At 52.4% G+C, this 22,302-nt stretch carries 13 protein-coding genes; 6 read left to right on the top strand and 7 right to left on the bottom strand.

Annotated elements, in window-relative coordinates; genetic code table 11:
• The first annotated feature begins 180 nt into the window (after positions 1–180).
• On the top strand, positions 181–1,896 hold the full coding sequence (locus tag ACO0LG_RS23925) for a serine hydrolase (RefSeq protein WP_423030150.1): 1,716 nt from the start codon (positions 181–183) through the stop codon (positions 1,894–1,896).
• 13 nt (positions 1,897–1,909) lie between these two features.
• On the opposite strand, the gene ACO0LG_RS23930 is transcribed toward ACO0LG_RS23925, so the two are convergent.
• Positions 1,910–2,083 (bottom strand): hypothetical protein, encoded by a 174-nt coding sequence (locus tag ACO0LG_RS23930; protein ID WP_423030152.1) that lies wholly within the window; start codon positions 2,081–2,083, stop codon positions 1,910–1,912.
• 725 nt (positions 2,084–2,808) lie between these two features.
• Here ACO0LG_RS23930 and ACO0LG_RS23935 point away from each other — a divergent pair.
• A complete protein-coding gene (locus ACO0LG_RS23935) occupies positions 2,809–6,045 on the top strand; it encodes a PAS domain S-box protein (RefSeq protein WP_423030154.1) in 3,237 nt (1,078 codons plus the stop codon).
• 25 nt (positions 6,046–6,070) lie between these two features.
• Here ACO0LG_RS23935 and ACO0LG_RS23940 read toward each other — a convergent pair whose 3' ends face one another.
• The gene (locus ACO0LG_RS23940) at positions 6,071–6,712 is read right to left on the bottom strand and encodes a glutathione S-transferase family protein (RefSeq protein WP_423030156.1); all 642 of its coding nucleotides are present in this window, start codon (positions 6,710–6,712) and stop codon (positions 6,071–6,073) included.
• Positions 6,713–6,771: 59 nt separating this feature from the next.
• The gene (locus ACO0LG_RS23945) at positions 6,772–7,644 is read right to left on the bottom strand and encodes a helix-turn-helix transcriptional regulator (protein ID WP_423030158.1); all 873 of its coding nucleotides are present in this window, start codon (positions 7,642–7,644) and stop codon (positions 6,772–6,774) included.
• A 719-nt stretch (positions 7,645–8,363) separates the two neighbouring features.
• Here ACO0LG_RS23945 and ACO0LG_RS23950 point away from each other — a divergent pair.
• Both ACO0LG_RS23950 and ACO0LG_RS23955 read left to right on the top strand, forming a co-directional pair.
• Positions 8,364–10,316, top strand: a complete 1,953-nt coding sequence (locus ACO0LG_RS23950) for a glycosyl hydrolase family 18 protein (RefSeq protein WP_423030160.1) — start codon at positions 8,364–8,366, stop codon at positions 10,314–10,316.
• 90 nt (positions 10,317–10,406) lie between these two features.
• The gene (locus ACO0LG_RS23955) at positions 10,407–11,456 is read left to right on the top strand and encodes a cupin-like domain-containing protein (protein ID WP_423030162.1); all 1,050 of its coding nucleotides are present in this window, start codon (positions 10,407–10,409) and stop codon (positions 11,454–11,456) included.
• 122 nt (positions 11,457–11,578) lie between these two features.
• Here the strand turns inward: ACO0LG_RS23955 and ACO0LG_RS23960 are convergent, their stop codons facing one another.
• The 3 genes from ACO0LG_RS23960 to ACO0LG_RS23970 form a co-directional block, all read right to left on the bottom strand.
• A complete protein-coding gene (locus ACO0LG_RS23960) occupies positions 11,579–13,288 on the bottom strand; it encodes a chitinase (protein ID WP_423030164.1) in 1,710 nt (569 codons plus the stop codon).
• Between the two features lie 413 nt (positions 13,289–13,701).
• Positions 13,702–14,487 carry a substrate-binding periplasmic protein gene (locus ACO0LG_RS23965; protein WP_423030166.1) on the bottom strand — a complete coding sequence of 262 codons (786 nt, stop codon included), beginning with the start codon at positions 14,485–14,487 and terminating at the stop codon, positions 13,702–13,704.
• A gap of 148 nt (positions 14,488–14,635) precedes the next feature.
• Positions 14,636–15,667, bottom strand: coding sequence for a hypothetical protein (locus tag ACO0LG_RS23970; protein WP_423030168.1), 1,032 nt, complete (start codon positions 15,665–15,667; stop codon positions 14,636–14,638).
• 270 nt (positions 15,668–15,937) lie between these two features.
• Between ACO0LG_RS23970 and ACO0LG_RS23975 the strand changes: the two genes are divergently transcribed.
• Both ACO0LG_RS23975 and ACO0LG_RS23980 read left to right on the top strand, forming a co-directional pair.
• Entirely contained in the window at positions 15,938–18,016 is a 2,079-nt protein-coding gene (locus tag ACO0LG_RS23975) for a hypothetical protein (RefSeq protein ID WP_423030170.1), read from the top strand.
• 330 nt (positions 18,017–18,346) lie between these two features.
• Positions 18,347–18,730 carry a GIY-YIG nuclease family protein gene (locus ACO0LG_RS23980; protein ID WP_423030171.1) on the top strand — a complete coding sequence of 128 codons (384 nt, stop codon included), beginning with the start codon at positions 18,347–18,349 and terminating at the stop codon, positions 18,728–18,730.
• 108 nt (positions 18,731–18,838) lie between these two features.
• Here the strand turns inward: ACO0LG_RS23980 and ACO0LG_RS23985 are convergent, their stop codons facing one another.
• Complete coding sequence (locus ACO0LG_RS23985) at positions 18,839–21,658, bottom strand: choice-of-anchor Q domain-containing protein (protein WP_423030173.1); 2,820 nt, start codon at positions 21,656–21,658, stop codon at positions 18,839–18,841.
• Between the last annotated feature and the right edge of the window lie 644 nt (positions 21,659–22,302).

The following is a 22,302-nucleotide window of genomic DNA, read 5'->3' on the forward strand; positions in this document are numbered from 1 at the left end:
TTCTACACAAAATCTTCCTGGGCGCTAGTCAACTGCAAGATCAGAAGGTGCTTGTTTTCTGATCTTATTGTTGTACTATGATCATCTTTTAAAAAATCATCATGCTGCCTGGTTTCACAAGCGATGTGCAGAGCAGATACCATATTTCTTTGTAGTGCTTAAACCTGTATAGGAATGTTCATGAAGTTATCTTCAGCCCTGCTTGCAGTAGGTGGTCTCATCATTCTGGGGCCTGTGGCTGCAGCAGAAGACTTCGCCGCAGCCGTGCAAAAAATTGCCAGCGCCCGCGTCAGCAATGCCGCCATTCCTGGTCTGGTGGTCGTCACCGTGAATGGCCAGGAGCAAAAGATACAGGGCTTTGGTCTTGTCACAAAAAGTACAGACGGCAAAAACCAGCCACAGTCCCTGCCTCACCTGCCAGATGCCAATACCGTTTTTGAAATCGGCTCCGTCAGCAAAACCTTTACTGCCTTATTGCTGGCAGATATGCAGGTGCGTGGCCAGCTCAAGCTTGATGATGCTGTAGCAGCGTTGCTGCCTTCTTACACCATACCGCAATATCAGGGCCGTGCCATCACCCTGCTGGATCTGGCTACCCAGACTTCGGCCCTGCCACGGCTGCCTGCCAATCTCATGCCCAAACAAGCGGATAACCCCTATGCAGATTACGCAGAGAATAATCTGCGTGACTTCTTGCGCAGCTATCAACTGACGCGCGCGCCAGGCGCAAAGTATGAATATTCCAACCTTGGCTTTGGCTTGCTAGGCCAAGCCTTGTCTGCCCGAGCAGGCAAGTCTTATGCAGAACTTGTGCAAGAGCGTATTACCAGGCCACTGGGCATGGCAGATACAGGTATCGCCCTGACTGCCACCATGCAAAAAAATCTGGCGACAGGCCATGATGCACAAGGCAAGATTGTCGCCAACTGGGACATGCCTACACTCGCAGGTGCAGGCGCCTTGCGCTCCAGCGCGCAAGACATGCTGCGTTATCTGCAGGCACACATGCATGGTGCCAATGTTAAAGTACCTGCAGGTTTGCAACTGGTGCAACAGCCACAACGTGCTACCGGTATGCCGGGTTTGCAGATCGCTTTGGCCTGGCATGTGCAAAGTGCGCGCGGTCAGACTGTGGTCTGGCATAACGGCATGACGGGTGGTTATGCATCCTTCATCGGTTTTACGGCAGATGGGCAGCGCGGCGTCGTGGTGCTGGCCAATGCCAGCGTCAATGTCGATGACATAGGCATGGCAGCCTTGTTGCCTGCTGCTCCTGCTGCTCCTGCTGCCGAAGCCAGCAATTCAGCCAGCACTCCCACAACTGAGAAGCTCAGCGCAACACAACTGGCAGAATACTCAGGCCGCTATCAGCTTGCACCCGGTGCCATTCTCAACATTAGCGCAGGGCCAGATGGCTTGCTGGCGCAAATGACAGGGCAGCCACAAGCACCGGTGTTCCCGCGCAAGAAAGATGAATTTTTTTATAGGGTGGTTGAAGCCAGCCTGCAATTTGAACGTGATGCCACTGGCAAGATACAGTCACTGACCTTGCATCAGAACGGCCATGCATCACCCGCACCGCGCATAGGCGATGCTGCACCAGAAGCCGCCAAACGAACGGAAATACAAATCCCGGCTGAACAGCTCAAACAATATACCGGCAGCTATACCCTCGCACACGGTTTCAAGCTCGTCATTAGTGAGCAAGCGGGGCAACTGTATGCCCAGGCTACCGGCCAGGGCAGCAATGCTATCTTTGCCGAGACAAAGGACAAATTCTTTTTGAAAGTCGTCGATGCGCAACTGAGTTTCCAGCGTCAGGCAGATGGCAAAATCAGTGGCCTGGTTTTGCACCAGAATGGCCGCAATATGCCGGGGCCGCGTGATGCGGATTAGCAGCGTCCACAATTCATGCAAGCTTGATCAATGCATGTACCGTTGATGCCAGCATGAGCAAAGCCAGGCCTATACTCGGAGGAGAAAGTTTTTTAGGCCTGCGCCTGTTTATTTTTTTGTTGCCGGCATTGTTGCCTGCATTGTTGCCTGCATTGTTGCCTGCATTGTTGCCTGTATATGAGTTCATTTTTTCCCCCGGGGATATTGTTATAAGGAAGTGAAATTATCTGTCCATGAGGCGTATGATGAATTTTCCAAGTCAAAATGGATGTAGGAAGACAGAACCAGCTTGCGTAGGATTTTGCAGGAAGCGTATGTTTTAGTCTTACTTTTGCCAAAATTTAGCAAAAAATCGACATAAGGGCTGAAATGCGCAGCTGGAAATCATGGTTGAAATTCATGTCCAAAATTCACTTCACATCCAACACATATTGGTCTCACATGCCCTGGTAAGCTGCGGGTTTGCTTACTACCACCGTCTTATCCGGCTTGACTATGTCTTCATTTGCTGGCCCATGTTGCCGCGGGCCTTACCCTGCATTTTTGCAAGCGCGACGACCAGGCAAACCCGGCGTATCCGGGTGTGGCATTGGCGGGCTTGTTAGTCGTCAGGGACGTGTCGATAGCAAGCTGATGGCAGACTGATTTGATAATGATTGGGCAGTGATCAGGCGACAATGCGGCGATAAGCTGGCGTATGCAAGCCTGCTCATGACAGCACAGGTGTCGCTTTATACCCACATCTTGTAATTTTAAGTCTTTGTTTTAAAAAGACTTTTCTCGAAAGGCGTGATTATAAAATGCGCTATTCCGTTTGATATTGTGTTTTATAATGGCAGGCTCGCATGAACCCCGCGTCATTGCCCTTTGATGGACTTGGCGGTGGGTACCCAGTTACCATTTACTAAGCCAATGATCAATTCCATCCCTAACGAACGCGCACATCAGCCCTTTTTGAACGATACCGGCGACATTGGTGAGCTGGTCAGTCAATTTGACTGGGCAGGTACTGCTTTAGGTGATATCGATACCTGGTCTGCCGGTGTCAAGGCCGTGGTGGCAATGATGTTGCGTTCGCCCATGTCCATGGTGATGTTGATGGGGGTGGAAGGTGTCATGATCTATAACGAGGGTTATGCAAAATTCGCTAGCCCGCGTCACCCATACTTGCTGGGGATGACGGCCAAAGAAGGCTGGCCAGAAGTGGCAGAATTCAATGCCATGATTATCAGCCGCGTGTTTGCCGGTGAAAGAATCAGCTACACCGACCAGGAGTTTGCGCTCAACAGAAAGGGCACGCTGGAACAGGTGTTCCTCAATCTTGATTACTCTGCCGTCTCTGATGAGAATGGCGTCACTGTAGCAGTGCTGGCAACCGTAGTGGAGACGACAGATAAAGTAAGGGCAGACCGCTGGATCAAGGGTGAGCATCAGCGCCTGCAAGCCATGTTTGAACAGACGCCTGGCTTTACCGCCATGCTGACCGGGCCACAGCATATTTTTACACTGACCAACCGCGCCTATTCATCGCTGGTGAACAATCGCCAGGTATTGGGTAAAAGCGTGGCGCAAGCTTTGCCAGAGGCTGCAGAGCAGGGCTTTGTTGATTTGCTCGACAAGCTGTATGTGAGCGGTGAAATATTTGAAGGCCATGCGATACCGTTTTCTCTGGCTGATGATATGAACAGCGGCACCAAAGAGCGTTTTCTCGATTTTGTGTATCAGCCACTGAAGAATGATGCAGGCGAGATATTTGGCATCTTCGTACAAGGCTTTGATGTGACCGACCGCGTGCTGGCAGAAAAAGCACGGCTGGAAAGCGAAGCGCTTTTCCGCACACTGGCGCAGGCCGTGCCCAACCAGGTGTGGGCTGCATCGCCAGACGGTTTGCTGTACTGGTTCAACGACCGGGTGTATAGCTATAGTGGTGCAAAACCAGGTGAGCTTGATGGCGACAAATGGGCGAGTATCCTTCACCCTGATGAAGTGGCAGAGGTGGCCGCGACCTGGATAGCCGCCATCACTTCTGGTGAAGTCTATCAGACAGAATTCCGCATCCGCCAGCATGATGGGAATTATCACTGGCATCTGGTGAGGGCGTTGCCCATCCGTGATGAACAGGGCGAAATCTTGCGCTGGATAGGCACCAACACCGATATCCACGACCAGAAGAGCGCTTCACAAGTGCTGACGTATGAAAACTTTAACCTGACTCAGCAAATAGGCAAGCGCACAGAAGAGCGTGACCGCATGTGGCGGCTGGCAACAGACCTGATGCTGGTGGCTGATGTGGATGGCAATATCACCTCGGTCAACCCAGCCTTTACTGCGCTCCTAGGCTGGGCAGAAGCCGATGTCGCGGGCATGCCCTTTATCAGCCTGATACATCCTGACGAACAGCAACGCGCAGGCGGCAAATTATTTGCATCTTCTGATGGTAACAATACCTTCAAGTTTGAAAAACACGTACGCCGTGCTGATGGTACCTACAACCTGATCTCTTGGACAGGCTCGCGTGACGCCGGTCTGTTCCACGCCGTAGGCCGTGATGTCACCGCCGAGCGTGCAGCTGCCGCCGCCATGAAGCGTACTGAACAGGCGCTCATACAATCACAAAAAATGGATACCATAGGCAAGCTGACCGGTGGCGTGGCCCATGACTTTAACAACCTGCTGCAAGTCATCTCTGGCAACCTGCAATTGCTGGCCGCTGAAGTCAAAGACAATCCGCGTGCGCAACGCAAGATAGACAATGCGCTCGATGGCGTATCACGCGGTGCCAAGCTGGCCAGCTACCTGCTGGCATTTGGCCGTCGCCAGGCGCTGGAACCAAAAGTTGTCAAGGTCAGCCGCTATGTAGGTGCGATGGAAGACATGCTCCGCCGCAGTCTCGGTGAAGCCATTGACATAGAAATGATCGCCTCTGGCGGCCTGTGGAATTGCCTGGTCGATGTACCGCAACTGGAAAACGCTATCCTCAACCTGTGCATCAATGCCCGCGATGCGATGGAATCCAACGGCAAACTCACCATAGAAATGGGCAACGTTGCCCTTGACGACGACTATGCCGCCAGCCATCTCGAAGTAGAGCGCGGCCAGTACATCATGATCGCGGTCAGCGATACCGGCAGCGGCATGACGCCTGAAGTCATGGCGCAAGCTTTCGAGCCCTTCTTCTCGACCAAGCCAGAAGGCAAGGGTACGGGGCTGGGCTTGTCCATGGTGTATGGTTTCGTCAAACAGTCTGGTGGTCACGTCAAGATTTACAGTGAAGTCGGTGACGGTACTACCGTCAAACTGTATCTGCCCCGCTCAATGGCGGCAGAAGAAATGCCCACTATTATCGACAGCCGCGAAATCGTCGGTGGTGAAGAAACCATATTGGTGGTGGAAGATGATACTGGTGTGCGCAAGACCGTTGTTGAAATGCTGGGAGGCCTGGGTTACCGCGTCTTGCAGGCAGGCGAAGCTGAAGGCGCACTCGCCATCGTGCAAAGCGGCCTCGCCATCGACTTGCTATTCACTGACGTGGTCATGCCCGGCCCGTTGCGCAGCCCCGACCTGGCGCGCGAAGCACGCGGCTGCCTGCCCAACCTGGCCGTGCTGTTCACCTCTGGTTATACCGAAAACGCCATCGTCCACGGCGGTCGCCTTGATGCTGGCGTAGAACTGCTGGGCAAACCATATACCCGCGCTGCCCTGGCGCAAAAAATCCGCCATGTGCTGGCTAACCAGAAACAGCGCAAGCAAGCTGCTGCGCCCACGCCTGCGAGTGCTACTACAACCACTACACCCACTGTGCTATCCACTCCTCTGCGTGGCAAGCGCATCCTGCTGGTGGAAGACGATGAGGTCATCCTTGCCAATACGACAGAGTTACTATCCTTGCTGGGTCATACCGTCCTTGAAGCCAGTAACGCCGAACAGGCCTTGCGCTTGCTGTCATCATCGCCATTCGATGTCCTCATGACCGATATAGAACTCCCCGGCATGTCCGGCGAAACCCTCGCCACCCAGGCCCGCCGCATCCTGCCCGCATTGCATGTCGTGTTTGCATCAGGACGCCACCAGCAAATCAGCCTGCCGGGTGCAGTCACGCTCATCAAACCCTATGATGTAGCGGCGCTGGCGGAGGCGGTGAAGGGTTGAGCGATTAGCCTGCAAACATGCCGGATCATGTCAGCAATGGCGTCAGGTCCGGGTCACCCTTTGAGATGGCGCTGCGATATGCCGGACGCTCTCCTATGCGTTGCAAATAAGCACGGATATGGGGATAAGGGCCGAAATCAACAGGCAGGAAAAGGCGCATGGTCGTCAGAGAGAATATGCTCATGATATCGGCAGCGCTTAACTCCTGCCCCGCAAGGTAGGGAACATTGCCCAAGCGTGTGTCCATATGATGCAAGACCTTGTCCAGCCTGTCTTGTGCCGATGCCAGCATGGGATGATCGATGGGCAGTTTTGCGCTACGCACAGTCATGAGGCGCAGCATCACTGGCTGAAGATTGCCATTGGAAAAATGGAACCAGTAAAGAAAATCCGTATAGTCTGTGTGGTCAGGGCCTGGCTTGAGGCGGTCATTGCCATGCCTCGTGATAATGTATTCGACGATGGCTGCTGATTCAGCCAGCAGCAGACCCTGATCCTCAATCAGGGGTGCCGCGCCCAGAGGATGCAGGGCTTTTAATTCAGGTGGCGATAGCCTGGTGACAGCATCGCGCTTGTAATGCACCAGTTCATACGGGAGACCCAGTTCTTCGCAGAGCCAGATAATACGTTCAGATTGTGAGTGACCGAGGTGATGGATTGTGATCATGATCTTTTTAGAGACGTTATTACAGTTGAAAATCAGAGTTAAAAATCAGAGTTGAAAACTCAGCCTGCCCGATGATGGCCACGCACACTGGTCGGCGCGAAGCCGAAGCGTTGCCTGAACCTGATGGCAAAGCGGGACGATGACTCGTAGCCAACCGATAGTGCTATTGCAGACACTGGCTGTGTTGTTGCCTGCAACAGGGTGAGTGCGGTTGCCATTCGTGTATCTACCAGCAAATCTGTCAGGGTATTGCCCTCTGCTGCCAGGCGGCGTCTGAGTGTTGCTTCTGACAGTGCCAGCTGACTGGCGATGCGTTCAGCGGTCCAGGCAAAGTCCAAAGACTGGGTAATCACCTCCCTGACCTTGCGCGTTACATTGTCGATGAGCGTTGGATTACGCAGGACAATCCCTTCTTCCAGCAGCCAGTGCAGTACCTCCAGCGTGCGCTGGCGCGCCACTGCGTCCGGGATGCCATTGCCGCTAACCAGAGCGTGCCATGCATGCATGTAGGCGCTGCGCAAACTTTCCCGGAATTCTGGAATCAGGCGCACCGGTGCGTGATTCTGGTTGGTGGTTTTCAGTGCTTCTGCCCGGCAGCGATAATAAGCGTCTTCAAGTAATTCCGCATCAAAGACCAGCCAGCGCGCTTCATATGATTTGCCAGCTTCGAGCAGGTTTGTGAAGTCAAGGGTTTGATTTCCACCGAGCAGTATGGCTTGCCCGGCTGTAGCCTGGACACAGATCCCAAGATCAGTGCGTACAGATTTGCTGCCTCGCTCAACGAAGATGAGCGCTGGTTGCTGTATATGAAGACGTTTTACCTCCAGCCCGTTTCCCTGCATGACGTGGGCGGCAATACCCAGCTCTTTCCTGACATGTATCTCGCGTGTTGCGGCAGCCTGGCCCGGTTTATTGACGACGTGACCAGTCAATTTGCGCTCCTTGTGACGATGCGTAGCCGGGGCTTTGCAATGGCCAGGGTATGCGTCAGCAAGGAGAAAAATGAGTTTGCAAGCATGTCAGCGGCTGGTGAAGTAAACAAGCTCAGTATAGCTGCCGTATCAATCTGACATGGTGCGGTGCAAGTCGATTTTGGTGCCAGGCCAGTCAATTTTTTAAGCATCCCTGAGTCGCAGAGTGAGTAGCAAAATGAATCGCAGCAAGAGTCTGGCAATGGCCTGAGATTTTACTTGTCAGCATAGTCAAGACGAAAAGAGGGCGTGTGTCTTTTTGCTGCATGGCAAAAACAAGGTGCTCATTCATGTGCTGGAGTGTGCTTTCTTTAGTGAGGTGTCATTGCGTCTTTATCCCACTTTATAAATTTTTCTGGTTACCGGGAGGTTTTTGTGTTGTCCGATCTGCGTTTTTTGCGACAATACCACTTTGATTAATTGTAATTATTGGTATTGTTAAGGTATCTAAGTTGTGATACCAATTTTGTCGCTACGCCCCTCAGTATATTCTTTCCAAAGCACAACCCCCTCAATTGGACTCATCTTTTGTAACAAGATTTTGTTTCAAAAAAAACCACTTGACCGCCTGATATTTAAGCAACATCGTTGCCTCAGTTTCTGCTCAAAATGAACAGGAACGACGAAAGTGACCCCACAAAACCGGGGCATTTATCTATCAACAGTTCAGGGGGAATAGGATGAGACATAGAACTGGAATTCGCATTAATCACCTCATGCTCAGTCTGGTCGGCGGTATGCTGGCAGCCTGCGGTGGAGGAAGTAGCAATTTGACAGATACACCCAAGACCGGCGCGCACATGGCAATGCCGCCGGCAGAGGTGCCTGGCAGTTGCGCAGTCTGGAGTAGCACCCAGGTTTATACCCAGGGTAATTGCGTTACCTACCAGGGCGTTACCTATAAAGCCAAGTGGTGGACGCAGGGGAATGTGCCGGGCACAGAACAGTGGGGACCATGGGAAGTAAGTGCGGTCACGCCAACACCAACACCAACTCCAACGCCGACGCCAACGCCAACGCCAACGCCAACGCCGACTCCTACTCCTACGCCTACATCAGGATGTGCGCCTTATGTGGCAGGAACCAGTTATCTGGCAGGCAGTGTCGTCAGCAATGCCGGGGGCTATTATCGCTGCGATGTCGCGGGCTGGTGTTCTACCGGTGCTTCTGCTTATGAGCCTGGTGTAGGCTGGGCCTGGACCAGTGCTTGGACTGCGGTGACTGTCAGTGCCTGTACAACGCCCACGCCGACGCCAACACCGACCCCAACCCCAACGCCAACGCCAACGCCAACGCCAACGCCAACGCCAACGCCAACGCCAACGCCAACGCCAGTCGGTGGCCGCGAAGTTGGTTCCTACTTTGCCCAATGGGGCGTGTATGGCCGTGGCTATGAAGTGGCAGATATCCACACCACGCAGACACCAGTCAATGGCGTGCAGACCAGTGTCGCTGATCAACTGACCTTCATTAACTATGCCTTCGGCAATGTGTATGCCAAAAATGGTGGCTATGAATGCGATATGGTCACCAAGGCAGAGACCGGCAACAACAATCCTCCACCAGCAGATGCAGGTACCGGTGGTGATGCCTTTGCCGATTACCAGCGTCAGCCTGCCCGCACCGTCGATGGCAAAACCATCCCCTGGGATGCCAAGCTCACCGGTAATTTTGCGCAACTGAAATTACTGAAGGCCGCGCATCCTAACCTGAAAGTCTTCATCTCACTCGGTGGTTGGACATGGTCGAAGTTCTTCTCGGCAGCAGCGAAAACCGATGCCTTGCGCAAGCAACTGGCGAAGTCTTGCGTCAAGCAATTCATCGCAGGTGATTTGCCGGTACAGGACGGGCGTGGTGGACCCGGTGCAGCGAAAGGCGTATTTGATGGTATCGACATCGACTGGGAATATCCAGGTGGTGGCGGGCAGCCGTACAATACTTTTGATGCTGCCAATGACAAGCATAACTTCACTTTGCTGATGGCAGAATTCCGCGCGCAACTCGATGCGCAAGGGGCTCTCGACAGCAAGCGTTATGCATTGACAGCAGCAATCGGTGCGGGGACTGAAAAGATCGCCCAGACCGAGCCTGCGCTTTACAGCCAGTATATGGATTGGGTGAATGTCATGACCTATGACTTCCATGGCGGTTGGGAAAACACCACCAACTTCCATTCACCGCTGTACCATGACCCTGCAGATCCATCCACGGGTGTGCTTGCCAAGTACAATAGTGATGATGCCATCCAGGCGCTGGTTACAGCCGGGATGCCCCGCAATAAAATCTTGCTGGGTATCCCATTCTACGGGCGTGGCTGGAAAGGGGTCAGTGCCGGGCCAAACGGCAACGGGCTGTATCAGGCGACTGGAGGAGCTGCACCAGCCACCTATGAAGCAGGGATAGAAGACTATAAGGTCTTGAAGAACAAGACCGGTACGCGCACCCTGCACCCGGTGACCAAGCAACTGATGCTGTTGACCAATAATGGCGAATGGTGGAGTTATGATGATCCGGCGGTCATTGCCATTAAAATGAAGTATGTGCGCGACCAGAACCTGCGTGGCGCATTTACCTGGGAACTGGATGGCGATGCCAGCGGTACCCTGGGTAGCGAAGTCTGGAAAGGGCGTTAATCCTGGCTTGAAGTAAATGGCTGCGGATGTGATGATGTATAAAATTACATCCAAAATCACATCCGCAGTTTTTTAGTGAGAGGAAAGCAAATGAATGCACAACCCGGTTTGCATGCGCAAATAAAGCAAACAACGCAATCAGCCCAACCCATGAGCGATGAATGGCGTCGCTGGATTGCAGAAAATCTGCTGCTTGGCGCACATCCGGCCACACTGGAAAATGTCTTGCAACAAAATTCCTTCAGCCTGCATACCGCCAGGCTGGAAATCAGTGCGGCTTTGTCCAGCCCTTATTTTCAAGGGGTGCAAAGACTCAAGAACCGACTCGACAAGCGTGACTGGGTATTGGCCATCACCGCCAAACTCGATCAGATAGAACCGATGACGCTGGAGCGCAAACAGCATTTATCCAGCGAACAGTTTTTGCATGACTATTACCAGAAAAACCGCCCCGTCATCATTACCGGCATGCTCGACGATTGCCCGGCGCGCAGCCGCTGGAACCTGGCCTGGTTCCGTGCGCATTTTTCTGAACGTCAGGTGGAGGTACAATTTGGCCGCAATAGCGACGCTAATTATGAAATGAACAGCATCGCCCACAAACGCCAGATGCGCTTTGGTGACTATGTCGATCTGGTAGAAAAGAATGGTCATAGCAATGATATGTACATGACCGCGAATAATGATTCCAGCAACCGCAAAGCACTCAATGAACTATGGGAAGACGTGCCTTCATTGCCAGAGTATCTGAAGACAGACCAGGGCAAGCAGGGCTTTTTCTGGTTTGGCCCGGCGGGGACGATTACGCCTTTTCATCATGACCTGACCAATAATTTCATGATGCAGATCATGGGTCGCAAGCGCGTCAAGCTCATTGCGCCATGCCACCTCGCCAGGCTGCAAAATGAACGCCATTGCTTTACGCCGGTGGATGGCCGCAATATCGACCTGACACGCTTCCCTCTGATGCGGGACGTGCCTGTGCTGGAATGTATACTGGAGCCAGGCGAGATATTATTCCTGCCTGTGGGCTGGTGGCATTTTGTAGAATCACTGGATATTTCTGTCACCATCGCTGCGACGAATTTTCGCTGGGATAATGACTTCTTCAGTAATTACCCGGCTAATCACGACTTCTGATCAACAGTCTTTCATCATAAGAAAACTGCGCTTGCGGCGAATGCCGGAGCGCATTTTTTTGTATCAGCTATCCATGCCTTGCCTGTCATCTGACAGGCAAGGCACTTCAACGCATTTCCACCTTAAGGCAAAGTTTTCAAGGCAGCCTTGGTCGGTGCAGAGAAGTTGTAGCCATCATGTTTATCCCAGTTGATAGACCAGGTCATGACCCCTCTGAAACCAGGGTAAGCCTGTTTGGGGACGATGGTGCCGCAGTTCAGCAGCTTGGTTAAACAGTTCAGCGCATTGCTGACATCTGTCGACGTGGTAAAGCCGGAATTGGCAGAACTACGGCCAGACGGCACACCAAAAGCAACCTGGTCAGGGCGCAAGCCAACAAAAGTATTGCCACCATAGGTAAAGCCCTCAATCAGCATTTTTGCCGTGCCCACCAGCTGGTCTGCCGACCCTGCCCTGAGCGGTGCAGCCTGGTAAGGTGTGTAGATATCTCCATTGTTGTAATACTGCGGATGCAGGATAGTCAGCTCATCGCGCAGCGCATTGATGATGGGGATATACGCACCCCAGATTGAGCCGTAAGAAGTAAAGCCACCTTCCACATAGACCCATTCCGGTGCCATCGACAGGTAGAAATTCGCCCCGACTTTGGCTTTCAGTTTTTTGACAGCGACCGGCAGATACGTCTGGATAGCGGCACCCTGCGCCACGCCGTTTTCAAGATCAAGGTCTATGCCATCAAAACCGTATTTGCTGATGATGCCGTACAGGCTGTTGGCAAAGTTGGTGGCTTCAGCATCAGAGCCCACCGAGACTGAGCCATTCTGGCCGCCCAAAGACAGCACGACTTTTTTACCTTGCGCCTGCTTGGTCTTGATGTCTGCAATAAATTGCACTTCGCTACCCGCACCTGGGTCCAGCGTAAAGCTCACATTGCCACCGCCTGCGTTGTCACCAAACGAAACGACGATCACATCCCAGTCATTGCTGACTTGCGCGATAGGGTAAGTGTTACCGCTAGGGTTGGTAAAGTTGTGCCAGTAACCGACCAGTGCATGCTTGGCCAGGCCTGGGACTGGCGTCGGTGTGGGCGTTGGTGTCGGTGTGGGCGTTGGAGTTGGTGTGGGGGTAGGCGTTGGCGTCGGTGTCGGAGTTGGGGTAGGCGTCGGTGTCGGAGTTGGGGTAGGCGTAGGTGTCGGAGTTGGGGTAGGCGTAGGGCAGGCACTTGATGTGACTGATGTCCACGCGCTAGTCCAGGCCCAGCCTACACCAGGCTCGTAAGCAGATGCGCCGGTAGAGCACCAGCCCGCTACATCGCAACGATAAAAACCACCCGCATTGCTGACCACTTTTCCAGCGGCGTATTGAGTGCCGGCGACATAGGCAGAACAGCTTGGTGTCGGGGTTGGTGTGGGAGTCGGAGTAGGTGTCGGCGTGGGCGTTGGGGTTGGCGTTGGCGTAGGAGTCGGTGTGGGCGTTGGAGTGGGTGTAGGGGTAGGCGTTGGCGTGGCATCACAAGCGCCTTTGCCTGTCCAGGGTTTGCCACTTCCAGAGGCACCGCTATTGGTCGCGGGGCTTTCATTTTGCGTCCACCAGTTCGCCACATAATTATTACCACCGGTGCTGACCAGGGCACCGCCGTTGTAGGCCGTTGCTGCATCCCATGCCGCATAGCACGCTGTTGAAGCCAATGCTGGCGCGGCCTGTGGCGGTGTGTTTGCCTGCCCATTGCCCGCTGTGTTACCACTGCCACCACCGCATGCAACCAGCAAACTACCGCTCGTTGCACACACCAGCATGTTTTGAATCAGGTTTCTTAAAGTTGTATTTTCCACTGTCGTCTCCCCCGTGATGTTGTGAATTCTGAAAATGTGTTTATTCCCCCAGATACATTCTTGATACGCTTGCCCTTGCTGCAGACAAGCGCTCAGGATTCAAGCATGTAGGCCTTGAATTTGGACGTCAACTGGTTTTGTTTTTATCTTGCCACTTAAATACCACTTGGCTTGAAGGCAACAAGATGCAATGGAAATAAGAATCAGGTAAACACAGTATGTCCTGCTTTTGTCAGGCAATGATCAGACCAGCTATGGTGATTTGCGACAGTGGTATTAGGCTTTTTGTCATCCGCAGGAATGGTCGTGCGTCAGGAGATGTCGCATGCAGATGCAAACCTGCATGCGATGGGGACAGAGTAAGTCAGCTTATTCAGGCAAGTCAGCTTATTGAGGTAAGATAGGACAGGAGATCACTCCTGATACTTTTCAAATAATTTCGCCAATGTACCCTGGCGTTCGAGCAGGGCGACTGCGGCTCGCAGTTTCTTTGCATCTTCCACTGCCAGGGTCTTTGACAGCGCCATGTACAACTCGTCTTTCAGCATCACCTTGGGCAGCAGTTTGATCTGGCCTTCCAGCCCTGCCTGCCGTATTTCTGCAGCGATACCGGGTGAGCGGTGACAATAAAAACGGCCTCTGCGGGCAAGCAACTTGTTCAAATTGGATTTTGAGGAGACTGCACTGGAATCGACCTGCAAGCCCCCCAGATTCATGAGGCGTTCATTGATGGCATAGTTGTGCATGGACAGGATAATGCCGTCCTTGCCGAGCTTGCGTATGTCATCCCAGCCTGACACTTGTATATCGTCGTCGGCACGCACGGCCAGCAGGTAATTGACTGAAATAATGGGCGTATCAACATAGTCGTAGAGCAAGGCACGTTCTTTGGTATATAGTATCCCGCAAATCGCATCGACAGGCCCGCCCAGCATCCTGACCAGTGGCAACCAGTTTTGGTCGCCGACAAATTTAATACCGGGTTCCACCGCTTCTATGGCCCGCATGATATCGACACATATGCCGCCAACGGCGGGTTTGCCATCTTGTATTACAGGGATGAACTTGGGGGCAGATGCCTCTTGCGCAGCAGTCCTGATCAGGGTTTGCGCATTGGCGGGGCAGGCAAAATATAACAGCGACGCCATGCACAGAATAAAGCAGCGTGTGCCTTTGATGCTCAATGCGAAAGCAGCCACGTATCGTCTCCATTTTGTATTTTATGCGCGCCCTGATTGTCGCCACAGCCAGGCTCAGAACAGGGCTTTTTCCATTGTACGCCAGCGCATACCTGATGTCTCAGCTAGTTTCCAACGCTGACTTTGCGGGGCTAGCCACCGTCACACTTCAACGCCCTGGCTTAAGCTTGAACATGGTCCATGGCAAAAGCCATTCTCCACCGCATGGCCCTTGCTTGTTGTGTGAAAAGGCAGGCTCCAGCATGACTCCTGCCGCTGTCATTGACCATGCAGGCTGGCGCCAGATATCTTGATCCTTGGCTGCACATCGTTCTTTGAGATCGGCCATGTCGTTGCCGTGGAGATTTTGCATGGCATTTGTGATCCAGCTGGAAAGTGCAGACTCGTCCGCTACGACTGGTTTATCCCCACCCCAAATCAGTTGTGAAAGCCCAAGTTCATGCATGCCAGGAATCTGGACATTCATGCTTGATCCATGGATAGATAATCCGCCGCTGTTGCAAGTGCTTACTGTACTAAAGCGTACGCTGATTAGCGTCGTCGTTAATAAACGTGGCTCGGCACTGAAGCTGAAATCAGCAATTTGTGCGGGGCCGTAACGGCGCGAATAATCGAACTGGCAAGCGAAAAAAGCGGTAATGGCGGTCGTTTGCTCTTGTGATAGCCGTGCATTAAGACTTGCCAGTACGGTAGCGTCATAGCCACTGTCAAAACGAAACGCCCTGACTCCAGACACGGGCTCTACCCACCATTGCAATTTTTTATCCGCGACCGTTTCAGCATTGTCACGAAGCAGCGGCAGGCCTTGCAGCCGTTCATGTTCGTAGGCATTTGGCCCGGTTACAGAGCTGGTAACTGTCTTTAACGGCGACAACTGCACACGCAGGGTAGCAGGGCGCGCATGGGCTTTCCAGCTCCCCTGCCATGTGCCATTGGGGCCTGGTCGCACTACCATTTCAGCATTCGCTGTCGATGAGTGTGCAGAGACTTCTGTCAAGGCCAGGCTACCGTCGTCACGCAACTGACCTTCAAGAGCCAGATCCAGATGATGCCTGCGATAGAAATAACGGCCCTGTACATCTCCCTTATTCAACTCCAGTTGCATAACAACAGGCGAGGTACCTATTTTACCGGCGAGAGTGAGTGATTCTGCCCAGCATGTCGTTGTGAACACCAGCATGAATATGCTGAGGATAAGGCTGCTTGATTTTATATAGCATTTCCCAGCGCAGTGGACCATACCTGGTTTTCCTGGTGTGTTTAGTATTTTTTCAAATCCCGGATGTGGCAGGATTGGCCTTGCCGCATAGTTCAAGCAGTATGATAGTCGGTTTCCATTGTGATTTAATGGCAATATGAGAACATGCATCAATTCTGCTAGTGCTAGAGGTCAATACAGACATGTTTCATGCGAACACGCCACATCTGAGAACTTGTTAGGGAAAACAATATGACATCGAATACATCTGCGCCTATTCCAGAAGTGAGCGCGCAAACTTCCACCCCGCTCCCGGATGTGCAGGCAGACAAGGTCGCGGATACCGTTATCGACCTGCTTGACAAGCACGCCGTGCATCTCAATACGCACAGCTTTCCGGCCAGCCTGTATGCCGAATCGCTGTTGTACATGATTTACTGGTTCCATCGCCTGCGTGACCCGGCCCGCAAGAACTACATGCAAGAGTGTATAGGCAAATACCTGGATCTGGACCCCCAATCAGCAGCGGTGCAGGCCCTGGTGTCGGATCAACAGCTTAAAACCGGGGCAAGGCAGCGCATCGATCAGGGCATCATGGTGCGCAAGACGGTAGATGTGCTGGTCATGCGGGAAGGACAACATGGCCGCGAATTCCTGGTTCTGGACCGGTCCATTTTTCCAGAAGGTATCGCCTTGCCTGGTGGGCTGTTGCAGGATGAAGATGAGCAAAATGCGAGCGGCATTCCCGCCAATATTTTCGCTGCATTGCGGGTCTCAGGCAGCAAGGTGTTTGCATCCCTGGCACCAGAATACGGTATTGCAGAAGAAGATGGGCGCAAATACTATTTTGTCCGTGATGAAGTGAGGAGTGCAACCATCAATGAAGCCCGTATCTACATGGACAGAACGGTGACGCACAGTTACCGCGACCATCTAAGAGAAATTGCCGTTCCCTCTGACCCGCGCCATATTGTCGATACGCTGGGCTTGCTCGTCGAAATTGCCGATACCAAAGGCGTACACGGTAGGTGGTTGCCTGAGAGCGTGATGACAACGCCGTATGCGAAAGAAGGCTCGTTTGCTTTTGGCCACCACAAGCAGATAGCTGCAGCGCTGGTCGCGAAAAATTTCAGCAGGACGCAGGGTGTTTCACATCATGAGTGGATACGCGAATGGGTGAAGAACCCGGTAGATTTATACCGTGAATTGCGCCAGCTCTTTGAACATAACCACAATAACCTGAATACACCTGTGCTTGAATTGTTGCCCGTGGTCGAATATTTTCGCAGCCAGATGACACTCCCGGCAATGGAAGAAAAATGCCGCAACGATGCAGCGCTGGCTTTCATGCGCGATCAAATGCTGCACAAGCTGCACCACGTCACGATACAGAATGGCGCGATGTGTCCGTATGAGCCGACTTTGCGCATTCTGTTTGAAGCAGTAGGATTTTTTGATGTGGCTTGTCGCACTGAAAAGAATTTGAGTACGCATTTCCAAAAGAAATATTGGTACCGCTATGAAGAACTCATGCGGCGCTTGCCAGAGGTCATCATCATCCCCAGCTTCGATAATATCTCTGCGACTGATCTCATGAAAATACGCGGTACACCGGTGTATTTTATCGGCGTATCAACCGAGCCTGTGTATGTTGACGAGTTCTGGCAATCTCCGCTCGAATTCCTGATTCATGACCTCAATCATGCCTGGAAAATGATGGATATGGATGACAGGTTTTTCAAACATAAACCTGAAGTCGGCAGGGATGAATTGATCAGTAAATCCAATGCCTTTATCCGTGAGTACTTCCCGACGATTGCCATTCAAAAGACGGACACGGAAGAGCAAAAGGAAATGAAAAAGCTCAAGAAAATTCTGCTGTTTGAAGTCGGGCATGAAGATGCCAGGCCACTATTGCCAGCGATCGTCAGCGAAGCGCTGCTGGAAGATGAGGGCTATGAATTCCCGGACATCGTCGTCCGCTATGATGAAGAAGGAAAACAGGCTTATCTGGAACAGCGCACGATACCCGGCATCACCGCGCTATCATATGTGAGACATAAATTGCAGCACGGCTTCTTTGATCAGACTGATTCACAAAATATACAAATCGTCTCACCAAAATATCGCAGCGTGGAATGGATAGTCAAGGCAACAGAAGAGTTACTTGCCGAAATGCAGGCAATAATCCCACCCGCCGTGCAAGCGGAAGGTTTGACGGAATACCTGACACGTCAGGCTTGCTCCAGAGGGCCGGCTATACTTCATGCACCAGAAAACCTGGACCCGGCTGTTGAGGAATTTGGGGATGGTACAGTGTCCCGGGCGTAGGCGATTTTTCTGTCTGCGGTGATATTCCTGCAGAGTACAGCAAGAAATATTTGTCATTCCCGCGCAAGCGGGTATCAAAAGGTTGATGAACAAACAGAGTTTTTTGAAGATAAATCAACTTGCTTATAAGTGATTCATCATACGGATGATAAGGATTGATTTACGTTAGCGACGATTTCTGGATACCCGCCTGCGCGGGTATGACGATGTGGCAGGTACGGTGATTTTTGTGCAGAGTACGACCGTAAAAATCCGTCATTCCCGCGCAGGCGGGAATCCAGTGGTTGATGAACAAACAAAGGTTTTAGACGATTAACCTATCATCTAGCAATGCGTATTTCTGACCCGATTTTCAACCCGATTTCCAACCCGATTTCCAACCCGATTTCCAACCCGATTTCCAACCCGATTATCATTTCACTCATCATGCAAGCCGCCATCTACATCCTTGCCAGTCAGCGCAATGGAACTTTGTACATAGGTGTCACCAGCAATCTGGTGCAGCGCGTCTGGCAGCATCAAAACGACATTGTTGAGGGTTTCACCGAAAAATATGGCGTCCATATCCTGGTGTATTACGAATTATTTGAAGACATGCTCAGTGCGATCACCCGGGAAAAACAACTGAAGAAATGGAACCGCGCATGGAAGCTGGCTTTGATAGAAAAACATAACCCGAATTGGCAGGATCTATGGACTGTCATCGTTCAGTAAATACGGACGCTGGACGGGGCCAGGGGAGCAAGCGCACAAAGCAAGAGCCTTGTGCGCGTTGGTGATGCTATGCTGTAGAGATACTGGCAAGACTTCATCAACGGAATCTTAACGTCCCTTGATCACGATGACCGCTGCTTCCCAGCCAGGATAACCCGCACCGCTGCCACCTACCGTACCTGCAATGCCAAATGTGCCGGTAGCAGTCGGGCGTTGTTCATAGATGCGCGAAGTAACATAGGTACCTGCCTCCGGGCTCACCAGTTGCCATGGGCCGCTTGGGCTGAACGGAATGGCGTTGCCTATGCCCAGATCAATCAGCGCAAGAACCAGATCATTTGCCTTGGTGCTGACTTGTGTTTGTGATGACAAAGCCGTAGATGCGAAGCGCGGGCCTGAGCTGGTTGCCAGAGGTACATCCATTAAATTCAAGGCATCGGCATTCTGGATTTCAAGCACATGTATGCTGCCCTGGTTGGGGATGCCTACCGTCAATTTGTACGTGCCTGAGCTCGTGGCCTTGGTCGCATACAGATCGGTTCCCATGCCATCGACGTAGATACGTCCCATTGATGTGAAAGAGTCGATATCGGCATGGCCCTGATTGTCGGACAATGTGCCAGATACACCGAGCGCATTATTGTTGACACCCACTGTCACCAGTATCCAGTTACCTGCCGACACGGCGCTGGACAATTGGTGCGAACTCGTTCCTGCGGTGATCACGCCAGAGTATTGCTGGCGCACGCTGGGTGGGACGGACGGATCAGGGTTGCTCGCCAGGTTAGCGCTGCAACTTGCCGTTGTTCCCCCGTTGCTGCCTGAACAGCTCCATGCCCAGCCACTACTGGTCGTTGAAACCAGTGATGCAATACCTGCGGAACAAAGTTGGCTGCTTGGGGCAGCGCTGAACGACTGCCCGTTGGCCGTGCCGCACATGCCATTCACAGGTGTAGGAATAGGTACGACAGCACCGCTGAGTTCAAAAGCGCCAATGTCCTTGCTGTTGCCTTGCGGACGTGCAGTATTGCTGACGTCATCATTGACGGCAAAAATACCGGGCTGGGTAGCTGCATCCACGGCCGGGCTGGTCGCCAGCAATGTGTAGTTGGACGACGCTGCATTCTTGAACTGCGGGTTACCGGAGATGGCCAGGTTGTCGCCCAGTGTGCCCGGCGTTGGCGCAGTCTGACCATTGCTGAAGTACAGATTCTGTTTGAAGTCGTAGCTGGTGGTTGTTGATGGCGTACTGTAGTCAATCAGCCAGGTTGTGCCAGGCTGGGTGTCGGGGCCAAAGGCAAAAATATTATTGTAGAACTTGTTGCGTATGCCCGCGCCGCTGCCAAAGCCTTCGTCCATGATGTAGGCTTTGTTTCCTGATGCCCCGGTCATGGCGTTGTATACCGTATTGTAGGCAAACCACATGTTTTGTATCGTGGCTGTTGAGTTAATACGTATCGGGTAGAGCTTGGTGCCGGTAATGACATTGTTCCAGCTCTGGGCTTCATAAATGCCCTTGTGTGTGCTGCCCTGGTCATTGAAATTGATACCGTATTTTGCGGCGTTTTCCAGCCAGTTGTGGTGTATGCGTATGCCGGTAAAACCTTGCCAGATGCCGCCGTGTGGCAAAGTGTAAGAGCCTGCTCCACCCTCATTGTCATTGAACTGTACGGCTGAACCGCCGGTGATATTGTGTATCCAGTTATAGGCAACTTCCCAGTCCTGTGCCGTGGTGTCCGCATAGATGCCATGGTTTTGCAGTTCAGATGTGCCGGCGATGTCGTGGATGTTATTGCCGAGAACCTGGTTGCCCTTGCCATGGCCAGATACGCCTGCTGCATTGAGCGTGGCAGAATTACCGGCGATCCAGGGACCCAGTTCATTGTTGACCACCCGCCATGGGCCAGCCGTGTATTGGAAGTTGACCGGCGCAGCATCACGGCTGGCACCGCCTGCCACATCCATCCTCAGGTTCGATACCGAGATGTATTCACCGGTAGAACCTGCAATAGCTGACCAGGGTCCTGCAATTCCACCTGATGCTCCGGCTGGTGTCGTGTAATGCACATCTTCTATCGCGTTACCATTGACTGGACCTGGGTAGGCGGTGATATGTATCCATGCAGCAGGGCTGCCGTTTCTGGCATAGATGCCGCCACCAAAACGCATCCATGTTTTGTCCTGGCCGTTAGTGTCATGCCAGCTACCGCCGCGTATGACAACCTGGTCGCCAGTCTGCATGGCAAAGTAGGCACCTTTGAGCGTACTCATGTTTTGCAGTGAGCGCCATGGCCTGGCAATATTATTAGCGACAGCGCTGGTGTCAGAACCAGAGAGCGACACGAAAAGTACCCGGCCAGAAGTAGGGGTAAAGTTATTGTCGGTATTTGAAGATGCGCCGTTATACACGACCTTGACAGGCAGTGCGCTACCTGTGGGCGCGCCCTCAAGCGCGCCTACCTGTACCGTGATCTGCTGCAATCCAGTTTTTGCGCTTGATTTTGCATTGCCCAGATAGCGGTAGTTGGCGACTTCCTTATCGTTGATATACACCCTGGTATTGGTGCCAAGGTCGCTGGCAGAACCAAAGTTCTTCCCGAAGATGGAAAGGTAGCCACCCTGGTTGTTTTCCCCGCCAGTGGTCGGTGCGCTCAAGGTATCGGTAAACAAGATTTGCGGTGCGGGGCTACTGGATGCGAGTCCCTTCGCAGAATGCGCGCTCAATAGTGTCGAAGCTGTCTTTGTCGTCGGTGCCAATACATTCTGCGGGAAAGAACCGTCAGCAGGCGCCGGTGGCGGGTTCGATGTCTGTGTTTGCGGCGCAGTTGACACCGCACCATTGTTACTGCCCCCACATGCACTGAGCAGGGCGACCACGCTGGCTTGCAGCATCCATGACATCCATCCCGACTTGCGAATTTTATACATCACTGTACCTTTTGAAAGAGCGCTTCCTGGCAAAACAGGTTGGGCGTTGTCATGGTCAACAACAAAAGCAAATGCTGGCAGATTTAGCATTCATTCACAATCGTAATGATTTTTTGTTACCAAAATCTACAATTGGTAACCACAGGATTGATGGAAACTGGAAACTGGAAACTGGAAACTGGATAGTGGATAGTAGATAGTCAGACGAAAAGCGCAGCGTGAAATGACAATGTCGATTTTTCTGTTGCTTGCGCTGGAGGTCGGGCAGCACGTTGTAATGTCTTCAGACATTTGCTTGCTGATCTGACCATGCCAGTTTGATCCAGCTTGTACTAATCAAGATCAACGCTGGCAAATACGTGGTCAACTGCCTTGATGGCAGTTCGCCATGCCAAGGGAATGACATACCTTTAGCTTGAATGCCGACGACGATCTCCAGAAACTGGGGCACGCTGGGTAACCATGCCGGCGTTGATCATGCCCGTTGTCGATGTGGATAGGGCATCAAGAAAAAAGTTGAATCGTTCTTATTTGCAGTAGTGAGCTATTGTGATCTATTTAAGATCAAGCGCACGTATGTGCATCTTGCCTTCGTGAATATATGACGGTTATCAACAATTGTATTTTCCAGCTCTGGTATATTC

This window comes from Undibacterium sp. Ji42W, from assembly GCF_049340405.1.
Taxonomy (GTDB): domain Bacteria; phylum Pseudomonadota; class Gammaproteobacteria; order Burkholderiales; family Burkholderiaceae_D; genus Undibacterium.